Annotated in this window: 10 protein-coding genes; 9 read left to right on the top strand and 1 reads right to left on the bottom strand. The window is 38.6% G+C overall.

The window, feature by feature from the left end; translation table 11 throughout:
- The first annotated feature begins 219 nt into the window (after positions 1–219).
- The 8 genes from GNT69_RS03200 to GNT69_RS03165 all read left to right on the top strand — a co-directional run bounded on the left by GNT69_RS03200 (position 220) and on the right by GNT69_RS03165 (position 9,542).
- Entirely contained in the window at positions 220–864 is a 645-nt protein-coding gene (locus GNT69_RS03200) for a YczE/YyaS/YitT family protein (protein WP_203553495.1), read from the top strand.
- A gap of 217 nt (positions 865–1,081) precedes the next feature.
- Positions 1,082–1,624 carry a sigma-70 family RNA polymerase sigma factor gene (locus GNT69_RS03195; protein ID WP_203553494.1) on the top strand — a complete coding sequence of 181 codons (543 nt, stop codon included), beginning with the start codon at positions 1,082–1,084 and terminating at the stop codon, positions 1,622–1,624.
- The gene (locus tag GNT69_RS03190) at positions 1,608–2,705 is read left to right on the top strand and encodes a DUF4179 domain-containing protein (protein ID WP_203553493.1); all 1,098 of its coding nucleotides are present in this window, start codon (positions 1,608–1,610) and stop codon (positions 2,703–2,705) included. The genes GNT69_RS03195 and GNT69_RS03190 overlap by 17 nt, the downstream gene beginning before the upstream one ends.
- Positions 2,706–3,302: 597 nt before the next feature.
- The gene (locus GNT69_RS03185; RefSeq protein ID WP_203553492.1) at positions 3,303–4,619 is read left to right on the top strand and encodes a radical SAM protein; all 1,317 of its coding nucleotides are present in this window, start codon (positions 3,303–3,305) and stop codon (positions 4,617–4,619) included.
- A 20-nt stretch (positions 4,620–4,639) separates the two neighbouring features.
- Positions 4,640–5,350: a TorD/DmsD family molecular chaperone gene (locus GNT69_RS03180; RefSeq protein WP_343206440.1), complete on the top strand. Its 711-nt coding sequence runs from the start codon at positions 4,640–4,642 to the stop codon at positions 5,348–5,350.
- 15 nt (positions 5,351–5,365) lie between these two features.
- Entirely contained in the window at positions 5,366–7,939 is a 2,574-nt protein-coding gene (locus GNT69_RS03175; protein WP_203553491.1) for a molybdopterin-dependent oxidoreductase, read from the top strand.
- 216 nt (positions 7,940–8,155) lie between these two features.
- A complete protein-coding gene (locus GNT69_RS03170) occupies positions 8,156–8,692 on the top strand; it encodes a DMSO/selenate family reductase complex B subunit (RefSeq protein WP_203553490.1) in 537 nt (178 codons plus the stop codon).
- A gap of 22 nt (positions 8,693–8,714) precedes the next feature.
- Positions 8,715–9,542, top strand: coding sequence for a dimethyl sulfoxide reductase anchor subunit family protein (locus GNT69_RS03165; protein WP_203553489.1), 828 nt, complete (start codon positions 8,715–8,717; stop codon positions 9,540–9,542).
- A gap of 121 nt (positions 9,543–9,663) precedes the next feature.
- On the opposite strand, the gene GNT69_RS03160 is transcribed toward GNT69_RS03165, so the two are convergent.
- Positions 9,664–10,485, bottom strand: coding sequence for a MerR family transcriptional regulator (locus GNT69_RS03160; RefSeq protein WP_203553488.1), 822 nt, complete (start codon positions 10,483–10,485; stop codon positions 9,664–9,666).
- A 117-nt stretch (positions 10,486–10,602) separates the two neighbouring features.
- Here GNT69_RS03160 and norA point away from each other — a divergent pair, with 117 nt between their 5' ends.
- The gene (norA, locus tag GNT69_RS03155) at positions 10,603–11,799 is read left to right on the top strand and encodes a multidrug efflux MFS transporter NorA (protein ID WP_203553487.1); all 1,197 of its coding nucleotides are present in this window, start codon (positions 10,603–10,605) and stop codon (positions 11,797–11,799) included.
- Positions 11,800–12,588 lie beyond the last annotated feature (789 nt).

The raw sequence follows: 12,588 nt of genomic DNA, 5'->3' as shown, positions 1-12,588 counted from the left end.
AAGGTTTTTTGAATGAAAGCGATTTTCCTAACTTGGGGAAGTCGCTTCTTTCTTTGCATTTGCAGTTGCGATTTTTCTCGTTTTTTATTATTCTGAAAAAATTCAAGTAAAACGGTGTTCATTCTTATAGGAAGACATGTGGTAAGAATGAAGGAGGACATATGGAAAAAGAAATTGAAAAGATAAAATACAAAGGTGAGAGGTCAGAAAAGGTAGCTCATGAAGAAGAAACGGAATAAATCGGATTTTCCAAGAATCACACGAAAGAAAATGTTTTTCTCGATGATTGGAATTTCTATGCTATGTATTGGCGTAGCATTTAATAATCAAACTCTGCTAGGCAACGATCCGGTTGGAATTGTTTATGATGGGATTCGAATTACGCTAGATTATACGCAGGCAGAATTAGGGGTCGTTGCGAATTATATCAACATAGCCTTAATTTTAATATTGCTATTCTTTGGCAGGAGATATATAAATATTGGTACATTATTATATTTGATTCCGTATGGTTTTTTAGTTTCTTTTGGTAGCTATCTTTATCCGCTCCTGTTTGATAATAGTATCTATTTTCAGAGGATTTTAGGAGGAGTTGTCGGGTGCACACTGTTCTTCGTCGGTCTTAGTTTATTTATTGCTTGTAAAATCGGGGTGGATCCGATTAACGGATTAATGTTGACGCTACGGGATAAAACGAAATGGAGCATGAAAAGAGCAAAAGTAACGATGGACCTCTGCCTCCTCGTGATTGGTGTTTTATTAGGTGGGAAATTCGGAATAATCACGATCGTAACCGCATTAGGTACTGGGCCTGCTATTCAATACTTAACTCAAGTTTTTGAAAAAAGAATGGCGTCACAGTGACGCCCCGGAATTTGTCGAATTTTAGGAGATGGCCCTCGCTCGGCTAAATTATGCAGCGTGTTTTGATTAAACAGATCAAAACATGCTTTTTTTTATCTTTATCTGTCTGATAGTCTATATATTAATAAAACCAAAATAATTCAGGAAAAATGGGGAAGTTGAAACTTTTGCACACCCAGATTCACTCTAATTAGTGAAAGGAGGGAGTGATCACACGATGAAGCATGATTTATATACGGTGAAACGAGCAATTAAAGGGGACGCTGAAGCTTTTGAAGAGTTGCTTTTTAAAGAAGAAAAGATGCTCTATTATAAGGCACTTTCTTACGTTGGCAACAAAGAAGATGCTTTGGATGCGATTCAGGAAACGGCGTACAATGCATACCTGGCGATCGGCCAATTGCGAAACCCAGAGTATTTTTCCACTTGGTTGTTTCGAATTTTAATCCGTGAATGTTATCGGCTGTTAAAAGAACGAGACCAGATGATTCCTTATGAGGAAAGCGAATTGTTGAAGAAATTAGATCGCAAGCAGGACGAAGAGATTGATTGTTTTCATTTAAGGGAGGCATTATCGCGGCTAAATTCGTCCTATCAAACTTCAATCATCTTATTTTACTATCATGATCTGTCAATTAAGGATATTGCTGAGGTGTTGGAAAAGCCGGTTGGGACAGTGAAAACGAATTTACGGAGGGCGAGGGAAAAATTAAAAAAGGAGTTAGAAAGGAGTTATCAATTAAATGAAAAAATCACATGATTCTTTCGAGGAGTTTCCACGAGATCAAGTTCGTTCCGCTATCCGTTCGGGAATTGTTCAGGCGAAAGAGCAATTAGATACACCTCGTTTTAGAAGACCTAATAGGAAAAGGAAAATACTCTATGCTTTGAGTAGTGTGGCAGCGGTTTTTGGAATATTGGTAGGTTCCTCTTACTATTCTCCGACATTAGCAAGCAGTTTGTCGCAACTCCCGATTATCGGTTCGGTTTTCGGGAACTCTGATCTAATCGGTTTACAACAAGCTCAAAAAAATGGGTTAACGAATGAAATTGGCGAGACGCAGACGATCAATGGAATTTCCGTAACGCTTGCTGAAATTTTATATGATCAAAATAATATTACGATCGGTCTTTTCATTGAATCTGATAAGGAACTTGATCAGTTTTATTTTGGTGCTGGGATGAATTTTGTAATTAATGGAAAAAACCCTACTAGATACACCGGGAGTTACGGGGAAGATATTCTATCGGCAACCACTCGGACGGCGATTCAAGAAATCAATGTGACCGAAGATATTCCTGAGAAGTTCGAACTTGGGTTAATGTTACATGGGGAAAATGGAGAAACGTGGTATTTCTCAACTCCTGTTGAAAAAATTACCGACATTCATAAAATTCCGGTGCAACATTCACAGACTGTTGATGGTTTGACCCTTTATGTAACAGAAATGTCTGTTAGTGAAACAGGTGTAAGTATCGCCTATAAGAGTTCGGAAGTGGAAACAGATTTTGAGCTAAGTCGCGGAGGAAATATTGAATTTTTAGTCGTTGATCAAGATGGAAATGAAATTACAGGTCGCTCAGGTGGAGCATCAGGTGAAAGGGTTAAGGACCATATTATGTTTACGAGTAATAAGCAATTTGACCCGATTGATTCGAAGGTGACCGAATTGACAATCACTCCGTATTTAGTCATTCCCTCAGCCGGTGGCGGCGTGGAAATTGACGGAAATGGCAACGAAAGACAGTTGGAATATAAAGGGAATTCTATAAAGCCAGTTGAGTTTGAGTCTTTTACCGTCACAGTGACGCCCCGAATTTTGTCGAATGTCCAGAATTAAAAGGGCCAGATTTGGCCTTCCACATATTGTCTTTTATAGAGTGAGTTGACGATTTTGGAGAATAAACAAATGATTTCGTAGAGTAAACGGGAAAAATCGTAGAGTATATGGACAAAATCGTAGAGTAAAACGAACAAACGAGACCACAACTTAAAATTAACTAGGGATGTAACAAATCTAAAATTTGTTACATCCCTTTTTATAGGCCCTAAAAATTGTTAACAGTTTTGAACAGTTATTGCCAGTGTGTCAGTTCCTACTCGGTTAATGTGAAGCTTGCCCCTAGTGAGTAGGAAAGGCAACCCTTCAAATTCGACAAAATTCGATAAACTTCGGGGCGTCACAGTGACGCGCCGAGTGATATTCATCACACCAATTCGCTAAATCGTCACTGAAAGTAGTACGTTTTCACAAAACTAATTGAGAATCAATCGCAGTTATCATTTTATTGTAACTATGTTTTTAACAATTAGTGAACGATGATTGGCAATAATTCGTTTATATAATTGCAATGCTATAATTTGTTTAGTTACTAAATGTGAAGTTAAACACTATGTTAAATGTAAATAAGGTAAGAATAATAAAGGGGTGAACTCCATGTTAACTGAACTAACAGCCGGTACGATTGCACGGATTAAAAATAAATCGCTTGTAGATTATTCGCAAATCTATTCTTCAATAAAGAGTCAAACTTTAGAAACGATCGAATCATTTGGGCTGCCATTAGAACAAGAAAATGATTATAGAAGAAACAAAATTACTGAACTAAAAAACTGTGGGGCCTTGGTTCGAAACAACGAAAAAAGCATCGTTTCGAATGGGAAAATCTCAAGCGCATGTGAGGCTTGTCAAACAGGAACAGGGAGTTACACCTCCTTTGTTTCGTTAAATTGCCATCGAGATTGCTATTTTTGCTTTAATAAAAACCAAGACAATTATCAATTCTATTTGAAAAATAAAAAAAATGTGAATCAGGAACTGACAGATCTTTTAGCTAGTGGTGTGAAACTAAAGCATCTTGCCTTAACAGGAGGAGAGCCGTTATTGCATAAGGAAGAAGCGATTGATTTCTTCCGGAAAGCGGATGAACTCACACCTGAGACGTATACAAGATTATATACGGCAGGGGACCTTTTAGATGAAGAAACACTGCAAAGTTTCAATAAATATCATCTAGATGAAATTCGTTTTAGCATTAAAATGGAAGATTCTTCACAAAAACAAAAGCATATTTTAGGAAAGATTGCCTTGGCGAAACAATATATTCCGAGAGTGATGGTTGAAATGCCTGTCATTCCAGGAACAAAAGAGGCAATGAAAGAGCTCATACTTGAATTAGAAGAGTTAGAGATTTTCGGAATCAATTTATTAGAGTTCTGCTTCCCGCTTGAAAATCCACAACCATTTCGCGAGAAAGGTTTTAAATTAAAAAACCCGCCTTATGAAATCTTTTATAATTATTGGTATGCAGGCGGCCTCGCTGTCGCTGAAAGTGAGCAAATCTGTTTAGAACTTGTTGAATTTGCGATTGAGAACAAATTGAATCTAGGCGTTCATTATTGTTCGTTAGAAAACAAGTTTACCGGACAAATTTATCAACAAAATATTGATCATACAATTGGAGAGCTGTATACATTTTCCGAAAGGGATTACTTCTTAAAAACAGCAAAAGCATTTGGGAAAGATCAACGGAAAGTGAAAGAACTGTTAGATCAGCAAGAAATCTCTTATGAATTCAATGCAGATTTTGATTATATTCAATTTCCAATCGATGCAATCAAGTATTTCGGGAAAAAGAATATTGACTTGATTATTTCATCCAATGTCATTGAACAAGGAAAAGAAGGCACGCAAATTCGTGAAGTCGATATTGCATGGACAACACCAGCTTTATTCGAAGAACAAGATATTTAAAAAAGAAATGGGGAATCGACGTGACGAAAACAGTCCTATCGGTACAAGAAGCCGTTAATATTTTTTACGCTAGGCATTTTGCTTATGACATGTTGAGAAGGTTTTTTATCGAAGAACCGTCAAAAGAATATTTAAAAGAATTTGTTCAAAAAAATATGATCAAATTATTTCCGTTTGCTGACGATTCAGAAGGCATACGAGCAGGAATGAACCAAGTAGAATCCTATTTGGCAACTCATGACGTCGTCAATATCGAAAAACATTATGATGATTTACATTGGGATTATACTAGAATGTTCGTCGGTCCATTTGAGCTTCCTACTCCTCCTTGGGAGTCGGCGTATGTTCGCAAAGATAAGCTCCTTTTTCAAGGAACGACGATGAATGTTCGTAAAATTTATGAAAAATATGCAATTGAAGTGACGGATTACAATATTGAAGCGGATGATCATATCGGCTTAGAGCTCGATTTCATGTTTCATCTAAATAAATTTTGCCTTGAAGTAGCGGAAGGTGGAAATCCTGATGAATACCGCGCTTTTAGTAAGTTAATTAAAGAACAACATCAATTTCTACAAGACCATTTGTTAAAATTTGTTCCGCAATTTAGTGAGCTTGTAGGAAAAGAAGCAAATACAGAATTTTATGCTGGCTTAGCAAAAATTTTACATCATTACTTACAGGTCGACTCAGAAGTCCTCAAGCAATTGGTGAATACTGAAATTGTCTAAAAGGAGGCAATGAACATGATTGATTTAATCAAAAAAATCCAAGATTTTAAAATAACAAGAAGATCCTTTATCGGTTGGACATCTGCAGTTGCAGCAACAGCAGCAATCCCAGTCGGTCGCGGCTTAATTGCCAATGCAGAAGCACAACTTGCTAACGAAGGACTAGAGGGAGAGGGCGTCTGGAAAACCGCGGCATGCTGGCATAACTGCGGTGGACGTTGTTTAAACAAAGTGCTTGTACAAGGTGGCGTCGTCGTTCGTCAAAAAACGGATGATACCCACGAGGATAGTGTTGATTACCCACAGCAAAGAGGTTGTTTACGCGGACGTTCACAAAGACAGCAAATTTTCGGACCAGATCGCTTGAAATACCCAATGAAGAGAAAAAATTGGGAACCAGGCGGTGGAAAAAAAGAACTGCGTGGACAAGACGAATGGGTGCGAATTTCTTGGGACGAGGCATTAGATTATGTCGCTGATGAGACGAACCGAATTGTGAACCAGTACGGCAATGAAGCAATTTGGGCATCTGGTTCGGGCGAACATGTGAAAATGTTATCAAAGTTTGGTGGCTGTGTTAGAGATTGGAGAACCTCTTCATATGGTGGCTGGTTAACAACAAGCCCATACATCGGCTCTTCTGAAGGCTATTCCATTCCTCCAGTGAATGATCGCTATGATCTTCTTAATTCTCAACTGATTGTTTTATGGGGAGCAAATCCTGCTTGGAGCTCACCAGGAATGCCGATGAACAATTACTGGCAGGCAAAGAAAGCAGGAGCGAAATTCATCGTTATTGACCCTAAATATACAGATGCTGCAAATATGTTTGATGCCGATTGGGTTCCAGTTCGACCAGGTACGGACGATGCTTTAATTCTTGCAATCATGCATGTCCTGATTAAAGAAGATGATCCGATGACAAATCCACTAATCGACTGGGATGTGTTAAATCGCTGTACAGTCGGTTTTGATGCCGATCATATGCCAGAAGGCGCTGCTCGTGAAGATAACTTAAAAGATTATGTATTAGGAACCTATGATGGACAAGCGAAAAGTCCAGAATGGGCTGCGGAAATTTGCGGTGTAGATGCGGCAATGATTCGAAACGTGGCAAGACAGATTGGTAGCACAAAAAGAGTCGCTTTATTAACAGGCTGGGCACCTGCGCGAATCAATAATGCTGAAGGAGTTGTTCAAGGCTTTATGACTCTTGGCTATATGACTGGAAACATCGGCAGAAAAGGAAGCATGACTGGTTTATCCGTTCACTCTTTTGCAGCCAATGGAGGCCCTGATTTAGTTGTTCCTGGCGGCGCTGGCTTACCAGCGGTCGAGAACCCAGTAAACATTTCAGTCAACTTAGCAGAAATTTACAGTGCCATCAAAGCAGGGAAATATGTAAGCAATGGCGACGGGGAAAAACCGTTAAATATAAAAATGATTTACCATGAATTCCAATCATTGAATGGCCAAATTGGCTTAATGGATGCCATTGAAGTTCACCGCAACATGGACTTCGTTGTTGCCAATGCTTATGTATTAACGACTCACGCAAAATATGCAGATATCGTTCTTCCAATTACGACTGAATGGGAGCGGGAAGGCGGCTTGCTTTCTGGGAACCGGGAAATGTTAATCGTTCATTCGAAAATCGTTGACCCATTATACGAAGCAAAGCATGATCAATGGGTCGCTGCAGAATTATTGAAACGATTAGGCAAAGATCCGAATGAAGTGTACCCAATTAGTGAGAAGCAGCAATTTTTCAATAAATTAGCTGGCACGACCGTGATGAAAGAAGATGGTAGCGAGTATGAGCCATTGCTAACAATCACTCAAAAAGATATTAATGAGTGGGGCGTTGACGGAACTCCACAAACAGGAAGAATCACATTGAATGATTTTATAAATACAGGGATTTATCAGGTAAAACGCTCGAAAAATGATCATTATGGATATATCGCTTATGAGAATTTTATTAAAGATCCGGAAGCGAATCCATTAACAACAGAAACTGGGAAATTCGAGATTTATTCAAAATCACTGAACGAGGCTTCTAAAAAGCTTTGGAGTGAAGTCCCACCAATCCCTAAATACTTGCCAAAAGCAAAAGGCTATGAGGACACATTTAAAAATTGGGATAACAAAGAAAAAGGCGAATACCCATTCCAATTAGTCAACCCTCATTATTTAAGACGCTCACATAGTACGTTAGATAATGTCCCTTATTTAAGAGAAGCATGGTCAAATGCGGTTTATTTAAATAAAAAAGATGCCCAAAGCTTAGGGATAAACGAAGGCGATACAGTTCTCATTACAAGTGAATACGGGAAAACATTACGCCCTGCCACACTTACAGAAACACTGATGCCTGGAGTCGTATCATTGCCACACGGTCCATGGGTCGACATGAATGAAAAAGATCAGATCGACAAAGCGGGGTCAGAAAACATCCTCACCGGCTCATTCGCAACTGGACTCGGGACAGAAGGATACAACACCCAAATCGTAAAAGTCGAAAAATGGAAAGGCGAAAAGCTACAGCCAGATGTCGAACTACCGCAACGAGTGATTAATTATTTGTGAAACACGGGGACGGTTCTGCCGTTTCCCTAATTATTCCCAGGTGGAACATGGTGAGGGGAAACGCGGGGACGGTTCTACCGTTTCCCTAAACATTCCCATTTTTTCAAAACCAGTGGAATTATAGACCTCATACTAATCCGTCCTGTGCATCAGAAAAACACCATTGGGGAAATTTGAATTATTGAGTCTTACATTTGAAAGAGGGGGGACAACGAGATGGAACAAGTAGGATTTTATATAGATGTAAAAAAATGTATTGGTTGTAAAACTTGCACGGTTGCATGTAAAGATAAAAATGATCTTGAAGTAGGAAGAAATTTCCGCAGAGTCTATGATTTTGAAGCAGGAGCGTTTCCAAAACCATCGATGTGGCATGTGTCTATTTCTTGTAATCATTGCGATGAACCAGCATGTGTTGTCGGCTGTCCGACCGGAGCCATGTTTAAGCGTAACGAAGATGGAGTTGTTTTAGTCGATCAAGACAAATGTGCAGGCTGTAGATATTGTGAATGGAACTGCCCTTATGGAGCTCCACAATACGATGAAGCGCTTGGAAAGATGTCAAAATGTGATACATGTATTGATTTACGGGAAAATGGCGAAGATCCAGTTTGTGTTTCTTCATGTCTGATGCGGGCAATCGAGTTTGGTCCGATTGATGAATTGCGTAAAAAATATGGTGCAAATGCAGATATTCAAGGTTTGCCAAGTTCATCGATTACAAAACCAAATTTAGTCATTAATAATAAGTAAATAGCGAAAGGAGGATAAAAACATGCATGAATGGTCGTTATTAATTTTCACCGTTGCCGTCCCGGCAGTTGTTGGCGGTGTGTTATTTTTATGGTATTTCAGCCAGCTAGTGGAAAAGAATACAGGAACAGCTACGCTTAAAATGCCATTAGTCATGCTTGCCGTCGTTTCACTCATTGGTCTGGCTGGCTCTTTCTTTCACTTAGGAAGCCCAATGGCTGCGATTCATACAATTCGCGGATTTGGCCGCTCTTGGATGAGCAATGAAATTGTGTTTGTAGGTGCGTTCATCGGGCTGATCTGCCTTCTGGCCTTACTGGCTGTTCTGTCAAAAGAAGTGAAGCCCATCTTTTTATTAATCACTGGTTTGATTGGACTTATGGCGATCTTTTCGATGGCACAAACATATGCGTTCACACGGGTCAATGGTTGGGATCATTTTAATACTTATGCTGTTTTCTTTGGAACCGCATTTGCGTTAGGACCTGTCCTCGGTGCCGGTCTATTGATTCCATCGTTAAAAGCAGAACAACGAAGAAAGATTGTTAAAATCGCATTTGCGGTCGGGATTTTCGGAATTGGTATTCAAATAATCGGTTCAGCGATGTTTGCTGCTTACACTCCGGAAGTACAGTTAATTTCTGGTGGAACAGCGGCAGCGAAACTTGCTCCATATTCAACAATGATTGGCATACGGTGGTTCATTGAATTGGCAGGATTAGCCGTACTAGGTTACTTATCGCTAAGCAGTAAACCGAAATTAAATTATTCCTTCCTTTATGCAGCCTTAGCGGTCCTTGTAGTCGCCGAAGGCATGAGCCGTTATGTGTTTTATGTGTTAGGAGCTTAAAGTGAAACAGGGGGACGGTTCTGCCGTTCCTCCAAATATTTCTATTTACATATCGATAGAGTAGGTCCTCAGAACATCTCAGTGTTTTCCTCAAATGAAACAGCAGAACCGTCCCGGCGTTTCACCTGACCTGTATCATAATCTTGGTAACGTATTGTTCCTTTTGATTCCTCACAAGGGTATCATAAATATATTCTTCATAAACAAATTCCCCTAACGTTAAATTTAATCGTTCCAACTCTGATAAAAGCTTTTTGTATGTATGATGGATGGTTTTGTCATCTCCAATATGATAACCAATCAGAAAAGTACCCTTTACAGCCTGGAAATATGGATATCCCTCCTTGGGATGTGGTTGCTCAATGTATAAATAGCTGTATTTAGAGAAATCACCCTTTAAAACATGTTCCCGTTTCATTATCCCCCCTATCGGATAGCCAGTATCAAGCTGTAATTCGTTCAATTCACCAATAAATTCCGAAAGAACCTCTACAAATTTTTCATCGGTAATATTTTCGATGTTTCTGCTTAAATAAAGTGTCGCTTCTGGTAAATGTTCAAGCGTAATTTGATCAAAGTTAAGTTGTGAGGCCTCTTCCATTAAGGCTATTTTTGTTTCAATAAGTTTTTCCTTCAGTTCAATTTCTTGGCGCTTTTTCACAATCTCTTCTTTCTTTTGATACATTAAAGTTAAAAAACTTTCAGGAGATTTATTTTGCGTGTATTGTTGAATATCATTTAGCGACATCCCAAGATCTTTTAATAAATCAATCATATAAAATAACTCTATTTGGTTAACTGAATAATAACGGTATCCTTTTTCATTTTTAAAAATCGGAGACAATAGACCGATTTGATCATAGTAAAAGAGTGTCTGTTTGTTCACGTTGACAAGCTTTGCAAATTCACCTGTAGTTAAATAATTTACACTTTTTTTCTCCATTTTTACACCGCCATTCTTGACTATATAGTTACTATATACAGTAGGATAAATGCAGTAAAGAAAACCAATGAATAGGACCTATTTAAGGTCATTTGTTTTGGTGAGGAGAATGTTGAAATGAAGTCAAATAAAATTATTTTAGGATTATTATTATTTAATTTATTCATAGCCTTCCTGGGAATTGGTCTCGTCATTCCAGTCTTACCTACATTGATGAAGGAGTTGGGGATAAATGGAACGACGGTTGGTTATCTCACGGCTGCTTTCGCTTTTGCACAATTGATTGTTTCCCCGCTTGCCGGGAAAGCTGTCGATAAGTTTGGAAGAAAAATTATGATCGTTCTTGGTTTATTTATTTTTGGCTTCTCAGAATTTTTATTTGGGCTTGGCAAAGAAATCGAAGTGTTATTTATTTCGCGGATTTTAGGTGGTGTAAGTGCTGCCTTCATTATGCCGGCTGTGACTGCATTTATTGCGGACATAACAAACTTGGAAACTCGCCCGAAAGCACTAGGCTATATGTCAGCTGCAATTAGTACAGGATTTATTATTGGTCCAGGAATCGGTGGATTTTTAGCAGAGTTTGGAACACGTACACCATTCTTCTTTGCAGGTGCACTTGGTACAATAGCTGCAATTTTAACGATTATTTTTGTATCTGAGCCAGAACGTGCAACAGAAAATAATGAACAATCTCCAGTAAGTAAAAATGGTTTGACACGGATTCTTGAACCAAAATACTTCATTGCATTTATGTTAATTTTTATTGCCTCGTTTGGTTTGGCGGCTTTCGAATCGTTCTTTAGTTTGTTTGTAGATCATAAATTTAAATTTACTCCTTCAGATATTGCCATTGTTATTACAGGTGGGGCCGTTGTTGGTGCATTCGCACAAGTTCTCCTTTTTGACAAGCTCACTAGAATTTGGGGTGAAATTAAACTGATTCGATACAGCTTACTTATATCGGGTATCCTTGTCTATCTAATGACCGTTGTTCATTCCTATTTTTCAATTTTACTTGTTACGTTTGTCGTTTTTGTAGGGTTCGATTTATTCCGACCAGCTGTTACCACTTATCTTTCGAATATCGCTGGAAATGAACAAGGTTTCGTAGGTGGAATGAACTCAATGTTTACAAGTTTAGCGAACATTAGCGGACCAATTATTGGAGGAATCTTATTTGACATTGATATTAATTACCCCTACTATTTTGCAACTGTAGTCCTAGCATTAGGAGTTATCCTAACTTTATTATGGCAGAAGCAAGCAAAACCTATTAGCGAAAACAGGGGGACGGTTGTACCGTTTTCATAAATATCCCCATTTATTTCGTCGATGGAATCAGCACTCCGCTCAACTAAGCTGCAGTGTTAATGTGCAAAAGTGAATCAAGGTGGCCACTGAGCTAAAACAATTTGGCAAGCCCTCTTAACGGGTTCGGCTCAAGTGCATTAGTCGATTTGTATCAAGACGGTGTGGGCAATGACATGAAGGAACGAATATTCAAAATGAAAGAACAACAACGCTCAGAGAAAATCTGAGCGTTGTTTTATGATGATAAAACTACTGTTTTCAATTAATATTCCTATCCTTTTTCTTTAATGGGAACCCACTAAAGACTTTACAAATGAAGAAACTAGAAGCAGCGAAACAGCAGAACCGTCCGAGACTGGTGAAAAAGTCCAAATTTTATTAAATGAGAAAAGAAGATAGAAAAACGAGGCTCTAGAATCGCTTCTAAGACGCGTTACTTACAGAGGGAGACACTTTGGTACCCCCTAATTAAGTTGATTTTTATGTACTCCCTACTTTTTCACTGGTCTCGAACCGTCCCCCGCCCCCCATGCTGCTAGATTATGTCTAACTTGTGAATACATGCGCAAAGTTTATTGATTGCTGTTTCTCCTGCAAAAATACCAATTAGATATAAAGGAGGTTCTATTTTATGATGATATTGGAGATGGGATACTAACAAAAATATAAATCTTAATAAAGAAAGGAGATAGCAAAACGGAATCATTTACTAATTAACTATCAGGCTTCATGGACGTAAGCAAGATACGGAAAATCCTTAAAACACAGCCCATGATATTGCTTCATTCA

Source organism: Bacillus sp. B15-48 (assembly GCF_016879755.1).
GTDB lineage: Bacteria > Bacillota > Bacilli > Bacillales > Cytobacillaceae > Mesobacillus_B.
This window is presented reverse-complemented; position numbering and strand designations above follow the sequence as displayed.

What these genes read in the sequence shown, in the direction of transcription:
- GNT69_RS03170 (WP_203553490.1), top strand. Translation starts at nt 8,156, where the DNA reads ATGGAACAAGTAGGATTTTATATAGATGTAAAAAAATGTATTGGTTGT.
- GNT69_RS03195 (WP_203553494.1), top strand. Translation starts at nt 1,082, where the DNA reads ATGAAGCATGATTTATATACGGTGAAACGAGCAATTAAAGGGGACGCT.
- GNT69_RS03190 (WP_203553493.1), top strand. Translation starts at nt 1,608, where the DNA reads ATGAAAAAATCACATGATTCTTTCGAGGAGTTTCCACGAGATCAAGTT.
- GNT69_RS03185 (WP_203553492.1), top strand. Translation starts at nt 3,303, where the DNA reads ATGTTAACTGAACTAACAGCCGGTACGATTGCACGGATTAAAAATAAA.
- norA (WP_203553487.1), top strand. Translation starts at nt 10,603, where the DNA reads ATGAAGTCAAATAAAATTATTTTAGGATTATTATTATTTAATTTATTC.
- GNT69_RS03160 (WP_203553488.1), bottom strand. Translation starts at nt 10,485, where the DNA reads ATGGAGAAAAAAAGTGTAAATTATTTAACTACAGGTGAATTTGCAAAG.
- GNT69_RS03165 (WP_203553489.1), top strand. Translation starts at nt 8,715, where the DNA reads ATGCATGAATGGTCGTTATTAATTTTCACCGTTGCCGTCCCGGCAGTT.
- GNT69_RS03175 (WP_203553491.1), top strand. Translation starts at nt 5,366, where the DNA reads ATGATTGATTTAATCAAAAAAATCCAAGATTTTAAAATAACAAGAAGA.
- GNT69_RS03200 (WP_203553495.1), top strand. Translation starts at nt 220, where the DNA reads ATGAAGAAGAAACGGAATAAATCGGATTTTCCAAGAATCACACGAAAG.